Consider the following 17,511-nt stretch of genomic DNA (forward strand, 5'->3'; position numbering starts at 1 on the left):
GCAGCCGTCCGTCCAGGGCCTGGCAGGGCCGTGATCAAAACCGCCTGTAACCGGGCTACGATACCACCTTAACCGACCTTTGGAAGGCATATTCGCGCAGAGAGCTCCGGAGGCCACCCTGGCGCCTGGCTGCCTGACCTCGACAAACGGGCGCGACAGCTCAGATCAACCGACCGCGCAGGGAATTCGTGCGGCTCTCGACAATCTCCACCGGCGCGATCTGCCCGCGCAGCTCCGCCGGACCGTCCACATGCACCGCATGGAGGTATTCGGATTTGCCAACCATCTGCCCCGGTTCGCGCCCCGGCTTCTCGAACAGGACTCGCACATGGCGGCCCACCATCGCGTCCTGCGTGGCGCGCTGTTGCTCGCCCAGAAGACCCTGCAGACGCTGCAACCTGTCGCTGGCCTCGGCATCCGTCACCTGACCGTCGCGCTCCATCGCCGGGGTGCCGGGACGGGCGGAGTATTTGAACGAATAGGCGGTGCCGTATCCAACCTGCCGCACCAGATCGAGGGTCTGCTCAAAATCCGCCTCGGTCTCGCCGGGAAAGCCCACGATGAAATCGCCCGACAGATGCAGATCGGGCCGCACCGCGCGGATCCGTTCGATCAGGCGGATGTAATCGTCACGGGTGTGCTTGCGGTTCATCGCCTTCAGGATCTTGTCGGACCCCGCCTGCACCGGAAGATGAAGATAGGGCATCAGCTTGTCGCAATCGGCATGGGCCGCGATCAGGTCGTCATCCATGTCATTGGGATGCGAGGTGGTGAAGCGGATCCGCTCCAACCCGTCGATCCCGGCCATCTCGCGGATCAGGCGCGCAAGTCCCCATTCCGCGCCATCCGCACCGGCGCCGTGGTAGGCATTCACGTTCTGCCCCAGAAGCGTGATCTCACGCACGCCGCGCTCTACCAGATCGCGGGCCTCGCCCAACAGCCGTTCCGCCGACCGGGACACCTCCGCGCCACGCGTGTAGGGCACGACGCAGAATGAGCAGAACTTGTCACAGCCTTCCTGCACCGTCAGAAATGCGGTCGGGCCGCGCGACGTGCGCAGTTTCGGCAAATGCGCGAACTTGTCCTCTTCGGGAAAGTCGGTATCGAGCGCCTTTTCGCCATTCTCCAGCGCCTGCACCATCTTCGGGAGGCGGTGGTAGGTTTGCGGGCCCACGACAAGGTCCACCATCGGTTGCCGGCGCATGATCTCTTCGCCCTCGGCCTGCGCCACGCAGCCCGCCACCCCGATTTTCAGATCGGGGTTCGCTTCGCGCAACGGACGGAACCGGCCAAGCTCCGAATACACCTTTTCCGCCGCCTTTTCGCGGATATGGCAGGTGTTGAGCAGGATCATATCCGCGCCTTCGGGGCTGTCGACCTGCTCATAGCCCTCGCCGCCGAGGGCTTCGGCCATACGCTCGCTGTCATAGACATTCATCTGACAACCATAGGTCTTGACGAAAAGCTTCTTGGTCATGGCAAGGGCCACCTTCACGCCGGTAAGGGAAATCTCAACCGCGTCCGTGTATCCCGCCCCTGCCGGTGCATCAACCGATGCTTCAATTGCAAATCCGCGCCTTCGCGGGCATTTTGGACAAAACAAGCCACGAGCAGGCGGGAAATGGAATTCAAAACCCTCGACGCTTTCCGGGCAACTGCCGGATCGACATTGGGCAAAGGCCCCTTCGCGGTGCTGATCGTTGAAGATCGGGTAGAGTTCGAAAGCTCGCTCGACCACCTGCATTCGCTCGGCTTCAAGGCCATCTTCATCGTGGCACCGGACGACATCACCGTGCCCGAGGGCGCGATATCGGCCAGGGCAACGCAGCATGTCATTCGCCATCCCTCCCGTCGCCCCGGCGCGACCGAGGATGTGGTCAATGCCCTGATCGCAAAGGTGCCCGGCGCATGGATCCACTATTGCTACAACGGCGAATACCTCTTCTTTCCGTTTTGCGAGGATCGCAGTGTCGGAGAGCTGGTCACCTGGGTGACGGAAGAACGGCGCGAAGCCGTCCTGACCTATGTGATTGACCTCTACGCTGGCGATTTGACCGCACATCCCAATGCAGTCGACCTCGACGGGGCGCTGCTCGACAGCTCGGGCTATTATGCCGACACCCGCAAAGGCGGCGAGGACGGCGAAGAGGTCATGGAACGCCAGCTCAATTTCTTCGGGGGCCTGCGGTGGCGGTTCGAAGAACACGTCGCAAAACCCAAGCGCAAGATCGACCGTGTGGGCCTGTTTCAGGCCAAACCGGGCCTCATGCTGCGCGGCGACCACACCCTGACCGACGAGGAAATGAACACCTACGCCTGTCCTTGGCACCATTCGCTGACGGCGTCGATCTGTTCGTTCCGGGTCGCCAAGGCGCTGCGCACCAACCCCGGGTCACGCCACGACATCGCTGATTTCCGCTGGCACAAATCCACGCAATTCCATTGGTCGTCGATGCAATTGATGGAGCTCGGCCTGATGGAACCGGGTCAATGGTTTTGATCAAATCCTAAGCAAATAGCCGATCGTGCTTAACCCGCCCTTATGGCCCGGCATGTCCATATCCCACGCGTTGAAACCGGAACGCCAAGGATCATGGCATGTTACCCGTCCAAACATCAGACGGCCACCACACACCCGCCAAAGACCGCATCGCACAGACCATCGTGATCCGCGATGGCCATGGGTCCGACCGCCTGTCTTGCTTCGACCCTGCCACGGATGTGATCGCCTTCGATATGGCCGAGATTTCGGGCTATCCCGACGTCTTGTCACGCATGTTGGAACGCGGTGGGAACACGACCATCACCTTCGACAGCGGGGACCGGCTGACGGTGGCCAAACACCCAAGGTCCCACCTGACCCCTGCGAATTTCGCCTATTCTGCCGGGCCGATCAGCCTTCACGAAGGCACACCGATCCGAACCGAACGCGGCGATATCCCAATCGAATATCTCCGCCCCGATGATATCGTATGGACCAAGGATCACGGTTGGCAGGCCATCCGGATTGTGACCTTCGAACGCATGCGGTTCCACGACCGCGACGATCCGGCCAAGCCGATCTTCATTCCCGCAGGCGCGCTCGGCAGTGGCAAACCATCCCAGGATCTTATCACCTCGCCGCAGCATCGGGTGTTGCAGGTGCTCACGCGTGACGGCGCGGAAATGCTGGTGCCCGCAGTGGACCTTGTCGGCCAAAATGGCATCCGTGCCATGCGCGGTCGCAAGAAGGCCAATTACCTCAGCCTGGTGATGGAACGTCATTCGGTCATTCAGGCCGCCGGCTGTTGGGTCGAATCCATGCTGATCACGCCCGATTTCGTCGACCGGCAAAGCACGGCGGTGCAGCGTCTGCTCGACCGGTGCAAGGGTATGAAAGCCACCCGCCGGGTCGAAAAAAGGGGCGTGCGTCCACGACGGCTGAAGGTCGGATGAACGAAAAAGGGCGGCCCAAGCGGACCGCCCCAGAACCGTTTACTCAACCACCGCTCAGGCGTCGGCCGTCTCGGTCACTGCATCGGCCTCGATGGCCTTGGAACCGGAAGCTCCGATCTCGATCCGGCGCGGTTTGAGCGCTTCGGGCACCTCGCGCACAAGATCAATGTGAAGCATTCCGTTCTCGGCCACGGCCCCCGTCACACGGACATGATCGGCCAGCTGGAAGCGTTTCTCGAACGCACGCGTGGCGATCCCCCGGTGCAGGTACGTCCGCTGGTCTTCGTCCTTGTCCTTGCGCGCCGCAACGACAAGCTGATGCTCGCGCTGCTCCACGCTCAGGTCCGCCTCGGAAAAGCCAGCGACCGCAACCGAAATGCGATACGCATGTTCATCGGTCTTTTCGATGTTGTAGGGCGGATAGGTCGTGCCACCGGCGTCCTGAGTCAAGACCCGGTCAAGCATGTCTGCGACCCGGTCAAAGCCAACGGTTGCACGGTAAAGCGGCGAAAAATCATAAGTGCGCATGGGTTATCCTCCATTGAGCGACAACGATGTTTATGGGCTGCCCTGCTGTCAGGCACAGACCCGTTTGCGATGAATGCCGGCCCGCTCAGCGGCACCGACAGGTGAAATGTGGGAAACGTGTTTTGGGCTTTCAAGCCCCCCGCGCTACGGTCGGACGAACCGCGCGCCCATGTCGCCACGCGTGCCGTTGGACGGCGAAATGAAGCTCGTCGTCCCGCCTGACGTCGAAAACGTCGCCGCAGGTCCCGCCAAACGGGCCTGCGAAAGCAGATCCGACATCTGCCCGTCCAGCATCACCGCAAGCGAGATATCTTCGCCATCGACATGGCCGCTGGCCGACATCACGGCGATGACCTCGGCCCGGCCTTGATTGACCCGCAACACCGGAGAGCCGGACGCCCCCTGCACCACCGAGCAGTTCAGCGACCGCACCGGCCCGCGCCGCGCAAGAATTTCACACCCTTCCTCGATGGAGGCACGGTTTTCGCGATCCCGACCGTAGGACACCACTGTCACACGCCCGTCGCGCGCACGCCCCTCGGCGGCGCTGATCGGCGTGATTGTCGTCGGTGAGATCGGCTGGCGCAGCTGCAGCAGCGCAAGATCCCGACCAATCATGTCAAGCTCCGGGCCGCGTTCATGCACATAATCCGCCGGCACCATCGCGCGCCGGACCTGCCGGATCGCTTCTGCGCGACCATTGCGCAGGCCCGCGAGAAAGGTGAAATCCTCGGGCATCAAGGCTTCGTGGGTTTCCGGATGAAACACGCAATGCGCTGCCGTCAGCACAAGATCGGGCGCAATCAGCGTGGCCGAACAGAATGACACGCCGGTGTCGAGCCGCCCGACAGCGCGCCATTGCCGCGCCTCGTTTGCTCCGGACATGTCGCGCAGGCCATTTTCGCCATCCCCCGGCTGCACCTGCGGCAGGCTCTGCGCCAACAGCGGCGCGGCACAACAACAGGCGAACACAAATGCAAGGATACGGCGCATCAACACACTCCGGCAGACTGACACGTCGGGGAATAGAAGCGGACCGGGGCGAAAATATGGCCTTGGCGTTAAGCTTACCGCAAGATCGGCACCGCCGGTTCCACGCGTCCGCGGTCCAGCGCGGCCGGGCGCGGGCCGCCCGTCGCCCAGTCCAACAACTCCACCGTGTGCACGATCGGCACCTCGGTGCCCGACCCGATCTGCATCATGCAGCCGATGTTGCCTGCCGCGATGATATCGGGGCGCGTCGCCTCCAATGTCTCGACCTTGCGGGCCTTGAGCTGCTTTGAAATCTCGGGCTGCATCAGGTTGTATGTCCCCGCCGAGCCACAGCACAGATGCGCATCCGCCGGTTCCACAACCTTGAACCCGGCACGCTTGAGCAGATCCTTCGGGAAGGTCTTGATCTGCTGCCCGTGTTGCAGCGAACAGGCCGCGTGATAGGCCACACGCACCCCATCGCCGCTTTGCGCCACCGCGTCCTGGGGCAGAAGATCCATCAGAACTTCCGACACGTCCTTGGCCAGGCCTGCCACCGCCGCCGCATCCTCGGCCAGCGCGTCATCCTCGCGGAACATGTGGCCATAATCCTTGACGGTCGTGCCGCAGCCCGACGTGTTGATCACAATCGCATCGAGCCCGTCGCCCTTCATCTCCGCCGCCCAGGCCCGGATATTCCTGGCAGCCGTCGCATGGCTTTCCGACGTCTTGCCCATATGATGGGTCAGCGCCCCGCAGCATCCCGCGCCTTCGGCCACCACAACTTCGGCGCCCAGACGGGTCAGTATCCGGATCGTGGCATCATTGATATCAGTGTTCAGCGCCTTCTGCGCACAGCCCGTCATCAAGGCCACGCGCATCTTCTTCTGCGGCACTTTGAAGACCTGCGGATCGTCATTGCGGCTGACCGGCGGGATGTGTTTCGGCGCCATTTCCAACATCGCCCTGAGACGCGCATCGGGCATCATCCATGCAAACGGACGCCCCAGCTTGGCCCCCAGAAGCGCCAGCCGGAAGCGCGTCGGATAAGGCAGGATCTGCGCCAGCGTCCAGCGCAGCACCCGCTCGAAACGGGGGCGTTTGTAGGTCTGTTCGATGTATTCGCGCGCGTGATCCACAAGATGCATGTAATGCACCCCCGACGGGCACGTCGTCATACACGCCAGGCACGACAGGCAGCGGTCGATATGCTTGACCGTCTTTTCATCCGCCGGACGACCGCTTTCGAGCATATCCTTGATCAGGTAGATCCGACCCCGCGGGCTGTCGAGTTCATCGCCCAACACCTGATAGGTGGGGCAGGTCGCCGTGCAGAACCCGCAATGCACGCAGGTCCGCAGGATCTCGTTCGACCGCGCGGTCGCGGTATCCTTGAGTTGCTCGGGTGTGAACGTCGTTTGCATCGCCTCAAGCTCCCATAAGACCGGCGTTCAGCACGCCGCGCGGATCGAATTTCTGACGCAGTCCCGCCGAAAGACGCGCCACACCGGGCGCTTCGGGTTGAAACGCGGGCACTTGGCCAAGCACCGCATCGCGCGCGCGCATCAACGTGGCGTGCCCGCCCTTTGCAAGGCACGCCGCCTGCAACGCCTGATGGAGTGCCACGACATCGGCCTCTGCCGCGCCGTCGACCATTCGCACCCATGCCAGCCCACCGGCCCAATCCAGCCGATATTCCGCGCCCTCAAGCGCTTCGATCTGCTCCAACAGGTCCGTCGCCTTCATCGAAACACGCCACACCGCGGCCGAGCCTTCGGCGAAATCCGTCACATCGCGCAGCCGTTGCCACAGCTTGGCCGAGGCCACCGGATCGTCGATCACGTCGATCTCGCCCCCGATCAGGTCGCGCAATTGCCCAACGCGGTAGGCGACCGACGCCTCCAACCCTTCGACGCGGATATAGACCGCTTCGCCCGGCACGAAGCCCGCGCCGTTCACGTCAAAGGGCGAGGTCATCGCCTTGGTCATGATGTCCACGGCCTCGGACGGACCCGCCGACTGCACCGCCAAGGTGGCGCCGTTCAACTTCGGCAAAACGCGGAACGCGACCTCGCTCAATACACCCAATGTGCCCCATGAGCCGGCCATCAACTTGACCAGATCATAGCCGGTCACGTTCTTCATCACGCGCCCGCCGTTCTTCACAATCGTGCCGGAGCCGTCCACGAACCGCACCCCGATCAACGCATCACGGCAGGCCCCGGCCTGTAGCCTGCGGGGGCCGGCCGCATTGGTTGCGACCACACCGCCAAGGGTCGACGTCCCGTCGCGCCCCAGAAGGCCGCCCATATGCGGCGGCTCGAACGGCAGCATCTGCCCTTCGCTCTCCAAAAGCGCCTCGATCTCGGCCAGCGGCGTGCCCGCACGCGCCAGAAGCGTCAACGCCCCCGGCTCGTACAATTCGATCCCCGACATCGCCGCCAGCGACACGACCTCGCCCGGTGCAGGCGCACCAATCGCGCGCGTGCCACCGCCGACAATCCGCAGCGGGTCCGTGGCATCGGCCACCATCGCGGCCAATTCGGCCTCATTCGCGGGGCTCAACATCGCGCCCATCCCTCTTTGTTCCGAAAAATTTGTTGGGCGCGCGCGTGGGAACGCCCCCGCGCATACCTCGCCGAACTCAGGCGGCGACCTCGTTTTCCCTGCGCGCGCGCGACGTTTCCAACGGGAAAACCTTGGCCGGATTCAAAAGCCATGCGGGATCGAACACATCCTTCACCCGCATCTGCGCCTCCATATCCGCCGCCGTGAATTGCGCCCCCATCAGGTCGCGCTTTTCGATGCCCACGCCATGTTCGCCAGTCAAACACCCGCCCACTTCGACGCACAGCCGCAGGATATCCGCACCACAGGCCTCGCACAGTTCCAGATCACCGGGCTTGTTGGCATCGAACATGATCAGCGGATGCATATTGCCATCCCCCGCATGGAACACGTTGCCGACGTTGAGGCCATATTTCGCACTGATCTCCTTGATACCCTTGAGAACCCTTGGCAATTCGCTGACCGGGATCGTCCCGTCGAGGCACATGTAATCGGCCACCTGCCCGACCGCGCCGAACGCGCTTTTGCGGCCAAGCCAGATGCGCCCGGCCTCCTCGGCGGTTTCCGCCTCGCGCAGGTCCACAGGATTATGCGACCGCGCAATCTGCTTGATCAGGCCAAGCTGCGCGTCGATCTCGGCTTCGCTGCCTTCGACCTCAACGATCAAAAGCGCTTCACAATCCGGATAACCGGCTTTTGCGTGTTTTTCGGTGATTTCAAGGATCGGGCGGTCCATGAACTCGATCGCGACCGGCAAGACGCCCGCCTTGATGATGTCGCTGACGCAGGCGCCCGCAACTTCGTTTGAATCGAACGCGATCAGGACGGGCCGCGCGCCTTCGGGCTTGCGCAGGATGCGCAGGGTGGCTTCGGTCACGACGCCCAATTGCCCCTCCGATCCACAGATCAGGCCAAGCAAATCATAGCCCCCCGAATCCAGATGCGCGCCGCCGATCTCGATGACTTCACCTTCCATCGTGACCATGGTCACACCCAGAAGGTTATTGGTCGTCACCCCGTATTTCAGGCAATGCGCCCCGCCGGAATTCATCGCAATATTGCCCGCAATCGCGCAGGCCAGCTGGCTTGACGGGTCCGGCGCATAGAAGAAATCTTCCGCCTCAACGGCCCCGGTCACGCTCAGGTTCGTGCGCCCGGTCTGCACCCGGATGATGCGGTTGTCGTAATCGGTATCGAGCACGCGGTTCATCCGAGCCACGCCCAGAATGACCGAATCCGCCGTCGGCAAAGCCCCCCCGGCCAGCGATGTACCCGACCCGCGCGGCACAACCGGCACGCCTTCCTCGTGGCAGATCTTGAGCGCGGCGGCGACCTCTTCGGTATTGGCAGGCAGGATCGCGGCCAGCGGCGGGCATTTATACGCGGTCAGCGCGTCGCATTCATAGGCCAGCGTCTCGGCCGGATCATGGATCACGGCGGTCTTGGGCATGACCTTCTGAAGCCGTTCCACGATCCGTGCCTTGCGGGCGATGACGCTGGCGTCTGGCTGGGGCATTTCCATGGTCGGGCTCCACTTTGGTTGGAATTGGTAAAAATATATAACCAATCTGGCGATATGGCAAAGGAATTCCGCGCCGCACTGCGTCACAACTTGCGGTTGCGATAGTTTCGCCCCAAAAGCCTGTCCATGGAATGGGTCAAGGTGCTGCATCTGTTGTGCGTTTTGGGGTGGATGACCGGCATCTTCGCCGCCCCGCGCGCCATCATTTTCTGGAAACGCGAATACGCGGCCTCCGGCAGCTTTGGGCCGACAGGCGATCTGACGATCCGGATTTACCGCTTTTCCCTCGGGCTTGGCGTGATCGCGATTCTCTCCGGGCTCTACCTCGCGCATCTGTGGGGATGGCCCACCTGGAGCCATGCGAAAATCGCCGTCGTGATCGCGCTGGCGGCGCATTACGGATGGACGGGTCGGCTTGTTCTGCGCGCGCGCAAGGGGATCTTCACCGAAAGCGACCGCTGGCTCAGGGTCTATAATGAGATCAGCGTTCTCGGCGCCATCGGCGTCCTGATCCTCGTCGTCTACAAACCCTGGAGTTAGGCGTGTTGCGGACCGGACCCGCGCGGTGCCGCCGATTTTCCGCCTCGCGGCCATGTGATGTGTCATGGCGCGATGAGTTACGTAAAAACTACAAATGAACTACAGAATAATTCTCCTGCTTTTCGCCTTTCCCGCCCATGCCGACCCTGCTGAAATCGTTGGGGTCGAGGCCACACTAGGCGGCGACGGATGGCGCTTTTCCGTGACGGTTGCCCATGCCGATACCGGTTGGGATGACTATGCCGACGGCTGGCGGGTAGAGCTTGCGGACGGCACGATTGTTGGTGAGCGCCCCCTCGCCCACCCCCATGTCGAGGAGCAGCCCTTCACCCGCTCGACCTCCGGTGTGGTGATCCCTGACGGCACCGCCGAGGTCTTCATCCGTGCCCGCACGAATGTGGATGGATGGGCCGAGGGCACGCGGGCATACACCCTTCCGCAATAAGCACAAACGCTCTGCTTTTGTTGGGTTTTTCGAACCTAAATGGGCTGTGCGTCGCCTACTGGCGCCCTTCGCGCAGCCAACCGGCGAGCATCAGACCCGCCGCGATCAACAGGAACAACCACGCCGACACAAGCGGCGTCACGGTGACATCGGTGGTCACATAAGCCTCCCGCGTCGTCAGCCCCATCCAGCCGCGTCCATGGGCCACCCGGCCCTCGCTGACCCGGCGCAGATCCGGCAAGCCGTCTTCCAGGCGGAAGGATTGCCCGCCGGTCGCCTCGACCAACGGATCAAGCTGCCCCGCGCCCGCAATCGTCACCTCGAATTCCCGCGGCGCGGCGGGCCCCAAAGCGATCACACGCTCCAAATCCCCTTCCACCAACCGATAAAGCCCCTGCTCAACCCCTTCTATTTCGGCGGTAAATGCGCCCGGCGCCGTCTCTTGCAGCGGCACTTCGATCTCTTCGCCATCGGGCATCGTGATGGTCACGGCGCCCACGCTTTCGGCCAAGGTGCGTCGCGTGATCAGGATCGTCTGACCATCGACATCGGCCCGGAGTGCCTCTTCCTCAAGATCCGGCTCGCCCATCATCCAATGGGCCAGGCGGCGCAGCAGTTCCAACTGCGGCCCGCCGCCTTCATAGCCGCGATCCCACAGCCACGCATGGTCCGAGGCCAGGAGCGCCACGCGCCCCTCGCCGACCCGGTTGAGCATCAGAAGCGGCGCATCATTTGCGCCTTGCATCACGGTTTGCCCGCCCTGTTCAGTCAGTTCGATCTGGCGGAACCAACGGCCCCAGGGGTCATCACTGGTCGGTAACGGCGTGTGCTCCATCTCCAGGCCGGTCGTGACGGGATGGCGCTCACCCAGCGCGCTGATGGTTGGCAAAAACGGCTCTTCCAGCACGCGCGCGGTCGGGCGACCTGGCAAGATATCGGCCAAGGGCGTGCGAAACAACGATGATGCGCCCGCAAAATCCGGCCCCGCCGCCAGCAACAATGCCCCACCATCCTCGACATAGCGGCGAATGTTATCGAGGTAGAGCATCGGCAGAATGCCGCGCCGCTGGTAGCGGTCGAAAATGATCAGGTCGAATTCATCGACGGCTTCCATGAACAATTCCCGCGTCGGGAACGCGATCAGGGACAGCTCACTGACCGGGACGCCGTCTTGCCGGTCGGGCGGGCGAAGGATGGTGAAATGCACCAGATCGACCGACGGATCCGACTTCAAGAGGTTGCGCCACGTGCGCTGCCCGGGATGCGGCTCGCCGCTGACCAGGAGCACGCGAAGCCGGTCGCGGATACCGTTGATCTGCACGACGGCGGCGTTGTTGCGCGTGGTCAATTCGCCCTCGGCCCCCGGCACCGTGAATTGGATGACGTTCTGCCCGGCGTGTTCCAGCGTCAGCGGCAGATCAAGGCTTTCGCCAACCGGCACCACGTAGCTTTGGGGATCGCCGCCATCGACCGAGATGATGATCTCTGACCGCCCCTCAAGGCCTTCGGGGACCGCGCCCTGATCTTCCAGACGCAAGGTCAGGTTCAGTTCTTCGCCAATGATCCCGAAGGCGGGCGCGGTCTCAATCACAAGGCGGCGGTCCCAATCACCCTCGCGCCCTGTGATCAACGCATGGATCGGCGCGGGCATTTCCGGCACAAGTTGCGGATCATGCAGCCGCCCATCGGTGACCAGAACCGCCCCGGCAATGCGCGCGCGCGGCTCTTCCGCCATCATCCGTTGCAGCTCGCCCATCAAAAGCGTGCCTGCGTTGTCTTCGGCATCGTCGACACGCGCGATCCTGGCCTCCATGCCAAGGTCGGCAATCTCGGCCTCCAGCGTTTCCAGCGCCTCGGCCGTTTGCACGGGCCGGTCCGAAATACGCTGCGAGGCGCTTTCATCGACAACGACCAGGACGATATCGGTCAGCGGGTCCCGGTCTTCGTTTTGCAACGACGGGTTCACCAACGCCGCCAACAGCGCGACACCGGCCAGAAGCCGATAGAACCATCCCGACAGGCCACGCCAAATCGCCAGCGCGACGATCAGGACCACGGCGGCGGCCAGCATGTAGATCACCGGCCAAGCCAGCAACGGATCGAAAAGGATCTGGTTTGCCATGATTACTGCCCCAACCGATCCAGAAGCGCGGGCACGTGCACCTGATCGCTTTTGTAATTTCCGCTCAGCACGTGCATCACGAGGTTCACACCAAAGCGCAGCGCGATTTCGCGTTGCCGTTCACCAGTCTGCCCACGGCCCACCGGGAACATCGCGCGACCACTGGCGTCCTGCGCCCACGCGGCGGCCCAATCGTTGCCGCCAATCAGCACCGGCGTCACGCCGTCATTGAGGTTGCGAAACGGCATCCCCTCGATCTGTTCGGCATCGGCAGGCGCGGCCTCGACCCAGACATCGCGGCTCAGGTGGCGACCCGGGAAATCCTGCAACAGGTAGAACGTGCGCGTCAGGACGTGATCTTCGGGGATCGGCTCAAGCGGCGGAATGTCGAGCGGCGCGGCGATCACCTGAAGCCTGCGCCCTTCCGGCGTGCCGGACCCGAAGCGGCCCACATGGGCATCGCGCGTGTCGAACACGATCATGCCACCGCCGCGCAAGTAATCGTTCAGACGGCGGTACGCAGCCGCGGATGGGATATCCTGATCCGGGGTGATCGGCCAATAGATCATCGGAAAGAAGGCCAGTTCATCCAGCTCCAAATCGATCCCGATTGGCGGCGCGGGCTCGACGCTGGTGCGTTGGTAAAGCGTGTTGGACAGGCCCTGAAGCCCGGCGCGCGCAGTCTCGTCGACCTCTGTATCACCGGTCAGCACATAGGCCAGCGTTGCCTCGGACGTCGCCAGCAGGGCCAGTTCCTCTTCCACGGTCAGGCTCTGCGCATCGGCCCCCTGTGGCAGGCTCAAGGCCACCAAAAGCGCCGCCGCACGGGTCAGGCCACCCAGCCGACCCGCCAGCCAAAGCGCCGCTATCGCATCGATCAGAAGCAAGGCCAGCGCCCCGGTCAGGAAGGCGGACATCAGGTCCGTGGGTTCGATCACCACCATGCCTTCCACCGGGATATCATTGGGCCAACCGGCGGCCACCAGCGTGGCATCCTGTGCCAGAACATTGCGAGCAAGCCGGCGATCTTCGCCCGCGTAGAGGCCCGGCAAAAGCGCCGCTGAGAGGGGCGCGTCGGCCAATTCCTCACCCAGAACACCAGGCCGCGTCCCCGCATCGCGCAGCACGCCGAAGCCGTCGAGAACCTCTTCCGGGATCCACACGGTGCCTTCCAGATCCTCGGCCTCGGGCGCGACGGGGCGCGTGGAGACGGCAAGGCGTTCCAGCATCTGCACAAACAGGCCCGACAAAGGCAGGCTGGACCATTCCGCATTGGCCGTGACATGGAACAACACGACGCTGCCCTGCCCCAAGGGCGCGCGGGTCACAAGCGGGGTACCGTCAGTCAGGCTGGCGATTGTGCGGTCGGACAAGGTGGGGTCGGGCTGTGCGACGACTTGGCTTGTGACCTGCACATCATCGGGGATCGTCAGGCCGAAAAAGGGGGAGCCTTCGGTGAAAGGTTCGAGTTCCTTCGGCTCGCCCCAAGACATGGCACCGCCAACGGTGCGGCCACCAATGCGCAGGCGGACGGGCATCAACGGCCCGGCTTCATCCCGCGCCACGTCAGAGCCCGCCATACGAGTCCCCGCGAACCGCACCAGAAGGCCACCGGCCTCGACCCATTCGACAAGAGCGGCCTCTTCCTCTGGCGCGAAGGTGGCGACATCGGCCAGCATGATCACATCGGGTGAGGCCACCAGAATATCAGACAACGCCCCTTCCATCAGGTCCGCCGTCGGATCAAGCGCCTCGCGCAGGTAATGCAGCGGTGACAGGAGCGCCTGTTGTTCATCCTCGGCCCCGCCGGAGATCAGCGCGACCTGCCTGCGTTGCAGCGCGTCGTCGGTCAGCGCGATGGCCCCGGCGTGACGCTCGCCGTTCAACTCGAACCGGGTCAGCCGGTTGCGCAATTCGGGCGGCAAGTCGAACTCAACCGGGGCGACCATCGCCCCTGCCTCGAACGTCGCCGTTGCGCGCGCCAGGTCACGCGGCAGGCCGGATGGATCGAGCCCATAGGCCACCACCGGCACATCCCTTGGCGTATCGCTGCCGACCCGCAAAAGGTCGCCGCGGATCACGCCATCCTCGAACCGGGGCGGGGCCAAGGCGATCAGGTCGCGGTCGCCTTGGAACACCGAAACGGGCCCAAGGGTTTCAAACGCGGCCGTAAGGTCATCGCGCCCCTCATGGGCCACGCCGTCGGAGAACCAGAACACTTCTGCCGGTACGTCGATGCCTACGACCCATTCCGCCGCCGCCGCCATGTCAGGCGCATAGGGGGCCGGCTGCAGTGTCGGCACACGCGGCGCCCAGGCGCCCGCCGTTTGAAACGAGACCGCGCCGCTTGGCAAATCGGTCAATTGCACCACGGCAACCTCGCGTCCCTGCCGCCCGGCATCGTCGAGCAGCAGGCCTGCACGATCCAGCCGCAAAGGCCAATCCCGCGCCGAAGCCCAAGAGCTGTCCAGCACGATCAACAACGGGCCGTCGCCCGCGACACGCTCTTCCTGCGGGTTCAGAACCGGACCGGCGAACCCGATGATGGCCGCCGCAACAGCCAGCATCCGCAGCAACAGAAGCCACCACGGTGTCTTGTCCGTCTGACTTTCGTCGTCCTTGAGACCCAGCAACAACGCGATGCCGGGAAAACGTCGCCGGATCGGCGCAGGCGGCACGGCCCGCAGCAACCACCACAGCACCGGCAACGCCACAAGCGCCAGCAACAAAAGCGGAGTAGCAAAGGCGAGAGGTCCGATCATTGCCGCTCCAACACCTGATAAAGCCACAGCAGCGCCGGTTCTGCCGGGCCATCGGTATGGTGCACGTGGAACTGCCAGCCGGTGCGCCGCGCCATCATGCGCAAGGCATCCTTTCGAGCCGCGAGCCGCTCAAGATAGTCCTCCCGCAGCGATTTAGCCTTAAGCGTTTCGAACCGGATCGCACCGGACATCGATTCAAACAACGTGCGCCCGTCGAAGGGAAACGCCTCTTCATCCGGATCCAGAACCATGACCAGCGCGCCCTTCACACCCCGATCCGCGGCCCGGCCCAGGACGGTTTCGATGGCTTCGGGTTCACCCAGAAAATCGCTGAAGAACACGGCGCGCGCGCCATTGGGCATCATCTGTGGCTTCGGCGCGCCGTATTCGGGGCGGTCCTCGCCATCCATCAGCGCCGCCGCCATGCGCATCAGCTGAGCCTGTCCGCTGCGTGGCGGTTCCGCCAAATGCGTCAGCCCCACCCTTTCCCCGCCGCGGACGGCGATCACGGCCAAGGCCATGGCAAGCGTCTGCGCCCGGCGCAGTTTGGAGGGGCGTGTCTTCGCACCCGAATAGGTCATGGAGGCGGCGTCATCGACCCCGATCATGACAGCCTGCGCCGCCTGCCATTCGGTTTGCCGCAGGAAATGACCATCGGAGCGCGCAGACCGCCGCCAATCAATCGCACGGTAGCTATCGCCGGCTTCAGCCGGGCGGTATTGCCAGAATTCATCGCCCGTGCCCGCCCGCTTGCGGCCATGTACCCCCAGCAGAACAGAGGCCGACAGATGCTGCGCATCCGCCAAAAGCGCAGGCAAAGAGGCGGCCACCGCCTCCGAGCGCGATCTGAGCGTATCGGGCGTATGCAGGGAAAATTCGTTCAAGCGGCGGCCTCGACCCGGGTTGTGCGCGCGGTGACTTCGTCGATCACCTGCTCCAACACGGCGCCCTCTGCGCGCGCCGCAAACGTCAGCGCCATGCGGTGGCTGAGCACCGGGCGGGCCAGCGCCGCGACATCATCCGCCGAGGGCGACAGGCGCCCGTCAAGCAACGCGCGCGCGCGCGATGTGAGCATGAGTGCCTGCGCCGCGCGCGGGCCGGGGCCCCAAGCGACGGAATTTTTCACCACATCGGGCGCGTCCGCCTCGTGCGGGCGGCACGCACGGACCAGATCGAGGATCAATTCGACGACCGCCTCGCCGACCGGCATTTGGCGGACGACCTGCTGCGCCTTGATCAACTCAATGGCGCTGAACACTTCGCGCGACACGGCCTCTTCGGTTCCGGTCGTGGCGATCAGAATGCCACGCTCGGTCGCGCGATCCGGATAGGGGACGTCGATCTTCACAAGGAAGCGGTCAAGCTGCGCTTCGGGCAGCGGATACGTGCCTTCCTGTTCGATCGGGTTCTGTGTCGCCAAGACGTGGAACGGCGCGGGCAAGGGACGGTGCTCACCGGCGATGGTCACCTCGCGCTCCTGCATGGCCTGCAGCAGAGCCGATTGCGTCCGTGGCGAGGCGCGGTTGATCTCGTCAGCCATCAAGAGCTGACAGAAGATCGGCCCTTCGAGAAAGCGGAAATTGCGCGACCCGTCGTCGGCGGTTTCCAACACTTCCGACCCCAGAATATCGGCCGGCATCAAGTCGGGCGTGAACTGCACACGGTTCGCCGACAGGCCCATGACCGTCGACAGGGTATCGACCAGAAGCGTTTTGCCGAGGCCCGGCAAACCCATCAACAACGCATGCCCACCCGACAGCATCGCCGCCAGAGACAGCTCCACCACGCTTTCCTGACCGATGATGCGTTGCCCGATTGAGGCCTTCGCATCGCCCAGTTTGGCCCCCAGGGCCTCGATGTCGGCGACAAGTTGCGGGCCGGGAAGTTCAGGGGGGGTCATGGCAATGCTCCGCTGAGACGTTAGATATACACTCACTAGGTAGAGACCTATGCCGCCGACCACAAATGGCAAAAGCTTGAGGCGGACAAATGATCGTGAAACCGCGTGTGTCAGGGAGGGCCGCGATGAACCCGGCAACAGATCAGCTTCTCAAAGCCGCGCAAGACGCTCAAAAACAGGGCAAATTGCCCCCCGTCCATCTTTGGGACCCTGCGTTCTGCGGCGATCTGGATATGGTGATCAAGCGGGACGGCACTTGGTTTTACGAGGGTACACCGATTGGCCGGAAGCCATTGGTGCGGCTCTTTTCGACCATTTTGAAACTGGAGGACGGCAAGTATTTCCTTGTGACGCCGGTCGAAAAAGTCGGCATCCGCGTAGAGGACGCCCCTTTTGTTGCCGTCGATATCGACGCCGAGGGAACGGGACAGAACCAATCGATTTCTTTCACAACGAATGTCGGGGACACGGTCGTTGCTGGCAAAGACCATGCGATCCGGGTCCAGCGGGATGAGCGCGGCGAGCCGTCCCCTTACGTGCATATCCGGTCCGGGTTGGAGGCGTTGATCGACCGCAAGAGTTTCTACCGGCTTGTGGACCTCGGCGAGGCCCATGGGGTGGACGGGATCGAGATGTTCGGCGTCTGGTCAGACGACGTGTTTTTCCCGATCATTCCAGTGGCTGAATTGATGGCGTAGATCCTTAAAACAGCATCCC

At 63.4% G+C, this 17,511-nt stretch carries 15 protein-coding genes; 5 read left to right on the plus strand and 10 right to left on the minus strand.

Translation table 11 applies throughout. The features are described 5' to 3' along the window. Positions 1–160: 160 nt before the first annotated feature. Positions 161–1,477 (minus strand): tRNA (N6-isopentenyl adenosine(37)-C2)-methylthiotransferase MiaB, encoded by a 1,317-nt coding sequence (gene miaB / locus V8J83_RS14855; protein ID WP_339987215.1) that lies wholly within the window; start codon positions 1,475–1,477, stop codon positions 161–163. A 144-nt stretch (positions 1,478–1,621) separates the two neighbouring features. On the opposite strand from miaB, the gene V8J83_RS14860 reads away from it, so the two are divergent. Together V8J83_RS14860 and V8J83_RS14865 are read left to right on the plus strand one after the other, a co-directional pair. Beyond that, complete coding sequence (locus V8J83_RS14860) at positions 1,622–2,500, plus strand: hypothetical protein (protein ID WP_339987217.1); 879 nt, start codon at positions 1,622–1,624, stop codon at positions 2,498–2,500. A 98-nt stretch (positions 2,501–2,598) separates the two neighbouring features. Then, the gene (locus V8J83_RS14865) at positions 2,599–3,435 is read left to right on the plus strand and encodes a Hint domain-containing protein (RefSeq protein ID WP_339987218.1); all 837 of its coding nucleotides are present in this window, start codon (positions 2,599–2,601) and stop codon (positions 3,433–3,435) included. A gap of 54 nt (positions 3,436–3,489) precedes the next feature. Here the strand turns inward: V8J83_RS14865 and V8J83_RS14870 are convergent, their stop codons facing one another. The 5 genes from V8J83_RS14870 to V8J83_RS14890 all read right to left on the minus strand — a co-directional run bounded on the left by V8J83_RS14870 (position 3,490) and on the right by V8J83_RS14890 (position 9,025). Then, entirely contained in the window at positions 3,490–3,963 is a 474-nt protein-coding gene (locus V8J83_RS14870) for an Hsp20 family protein (RefSeq protein WP_339987219.1), read from the minus strand. 144 nt (positions 3,964–4,107) lie between these two features. Continuing rightward, positions 4,108–4,956, minus strand: coding sequence for a trypsin-like serine peptidase (locus tag V8J83_RS14875; RefSeq protein ID WP_339987220.1), 849 nt, complete (start codon positions 4,954–4,956; stop codon positions 4,108–4,110). A 74-nt stretch (positions 4,957–5,030) separates the two neighbouring features. Then, positions 5,031–6,359, minus strand: a complete 1,329-nt coding sequence (gene glcF, locus V8J83_RS14880; RefSeq protein ID WP_339987221.1) for a glycolate oxidase subunit GlcF — start codon at positions 6,357–6,359, stop codon at positions 5,031–5,033. A 4-nt stretch (positions 6,360–6,363) separates the two neighbouring features. Beyond that, the gene (locus V8J83_RS14885) at positions 6,364–7,500 is read right to left on the minus strand and encodes an FAD-binding protein (RefSeq protein WP_339987687.1); all 1,137 of its coding nucleotides are present in this window, start codon (positions 7,498–7,500) and stop codon (positions 6,364–6,366) included. Between the two features lie 79 nt (positions 7,501–7,579). After that, entirely contained in the window at positions 7,580–9,025 is a 1,446-nt protein-coding gene (locus V8J83_RS14890) for an FAD-linked oxidase C-terminal domain-containing protein (protein WP_339987222.1), read from the minus strand. Between the two features lie 126 nt (positions 9,026–9,151). On the opposite strand from V8J83_RS14890, the gene V8J83_RS14895 reads away from it, so the two are divergent. Then, a complete protein-coding gene (locus tag V8J83_RS14895; protein WP_339987223.1) occupies positions 9,152–9,565 on the plus strand; it encodes a CopD family protein in 414 nt (137 codons plus the stop codon). Positions 9,566–9,659: 94 nt separating this feature from the next. Continuing rightward, on the plus strand, positions 9,660–10,010 hold the full coding sequence (locus V8J83_RS14900; RefSeq protein WP_339987224.1) for a hypothetical protein: 351 nt from the start codon (positions 9,660–9,662) through the stop codon (positions 10,008–10,010). A gap of 55 nt (positions 10,011–10,065) precedes the next feature. On the opposite strand, the gene V8J83_RS14905 is transcribed toward V8J83_RS14900, so the two are convergent. From V8J83_RS14905 to V8J83_RS14920, 4 genes are read right to left on the minus strand one after another with little or no spacing between them, the layout of a single operon-like run. Next, complete coding sequence (locus tag V8J83_RS14905) at positions 10,066–12,132, minus strand: hypothetical protein (protein ID WP_339987225.1); 2,067 nt, start codon at positions 12,130–12,132, stop codon at positions 10,066–10,068. A 2-nt stretch (positions 12,133–12,134) separates the two neighbouring features. Next, the gene (locus tag V8J83_RS14910) at positions 12,135–14,894 is read right to left on the minus strand and encodes a DUF4159 domain-containing protein (RefSeq protein WP_339987226.1); all 2,760 of its coding nucleotides are present in this window, start codon (positions 14,892–14,894) and stop codon (positions 12,135–12,137) included. Next, positions 14,891–15,778 (minus strand): DUF58 domain-containing protein, encoded by an 888-nt coding sequence (locus V8J83_RS14915; protein WP_339987227.1) that lies wholly within the window; start codon positions 15,776–15,778, stop codon positions 14,891–14,893. Before V8J83_RS14915 ends, V8J83_RS14910 begins: the two co-directional genes overlap by 4 nt. Continuing rightward, positions 15,775–16,794, minus strand: coding sequence for an AAA family ATPase (locus tag V8J83_RS14920; RefSeq protein WP_339987228.1), 1,020 nt, complete (start codon positions 16,792–16,794; stop codon positions 15,775–15,777). Before V8J83_RS14920 ends, V8J83_RS14915 begins: the two co-directional genes overlap by 4 nt. Positions 16,795–16,919: 125 nt before the next feature. On the opposite strand from V8J83_RS14920, the gene V8J83_RS14925 reads away from it, so the two are divergent. Continuing rightward, a complete protein-coding gene (locus V8J83_RS14925) occupies positions 16,920–17,492 on the plus strand; it encodes a DUF1285 domain-containing protein (protein WP_339987229.1) in 573 nt (190 codons plus the stop codon). Positions 17,493–17,511 lie beyond the last annotated feature (19 nt).

It is taken from the genome of Gymnodinialimonas ulvae, from assembly GCF_037543845.1.
GTDB classification, from domain to species: domain Bacteria; phylum Pseudomonadota; class Alphaproteobacteria; order Rhodobacterales; family Rhodobacteraceae; genus Gymnodinialimonas; species Gymnodinialimonas ulvae.

What these genes read in the sequence shown, in the direction of transcription:
- miaB (WP_339987215.1), bottom strand. Translation starts at nt 1,477, where the DNA reads ATGACCAAGAAGCTTTTCGTCAAGACCTATGGTTGTCAGATGAATGTC.
- V8J83_RS14860 (WP_339987217.1), top strand. Translation starts at nt 1,622, where the DNA reads ATGGAATTCAAAACCCTCGACGCTTTCCGGGCAACTGCCGGATCGACA.
- V8J83_RS14865 (WP_339987218.1), top strand. Translation starts at nt 2,599, where the DNA reads ATGTTACCCGTCCAAACATCAGACGGCCACCACACACCCGCCAAAGAC.
- V8J83_RS14870 (WP_339987219.1), bottom strand. Translation starts at nt 3,963, where the DNA reads ATGCGCACTTATGATTTTTCGCCGCTTTACCGTGCAACCGTTGGCTTT.
- V8J83_RS14875 (WP_339987220.1), bottom strand. Translation starts at nt 4,956, where the DNA reads ATGCGCCGTATCCTTGCATTTGTGTTCGCCTGTTGTTGTGCCGCGCCG.
- glcF (WP_339987221.1), bottom strand. Translation starts at nt 6,359, where the DNA reads ATGCAAACGACGTTCACACCCGAGCAACTCAAGGATACCGCGACCGCG.
- V8J83_RS14890 (WP_339987222.1), bottom strand. Translation starts at nt 9,025, where the DNA reads ATGGAAATGCCCCAGCCAGACGCCAGCGTCATCGCCCGCAAGGCACGG.
- V8J83_RS14895 (WP_339987223.1), top strand. Translation starts at nt 9,152, where the DNA reads ATGGAATGGGTCAAGGTGCTGCATCTGTTGTGCGTTTTGGGGTGGATG.
- V8J83_RS14900 (WP_339987224.1), top strand. Translation starts at nt 9,660, where the DNA reads ATGAACTACAGAATAATTCTCCTGCTTTTCGCCTTTCCCGCCCATGCC.
- V8J83_RS14905 (WP_339987225.1), bottom strand. Translation starts at nt 12,132, where the DNA reads ATGGCAAACCAGATCCTTTTCGATCCGTTGCTGGCTTGGCCGGTGATC.
- V8J83_RS14910 (WP_339987226.1), bottom strand. Translation starts at nt 14,894, where the DNA reads ATGATCGGACCTCTCGCCTTTGCTACTCCGCTTTTGTTGCTGGCGCTT.
- V8J83_RS14920 (WP_339987228.1), bottom strand. Translation starts at nt 16,794, where the DNA reads ATGACCCCCCCTGAACTTCCCGGCCCGCAACTTGTCGCCGACATCGAG.
- V8J83_RS14925 (WP_339987229.1), top strand. Translation starts at nt 16,920, where the DNA reads ATGAACCCGGCAACAGATCAGCTTCTCAAAGCCGCGCAAGACGCTCAA.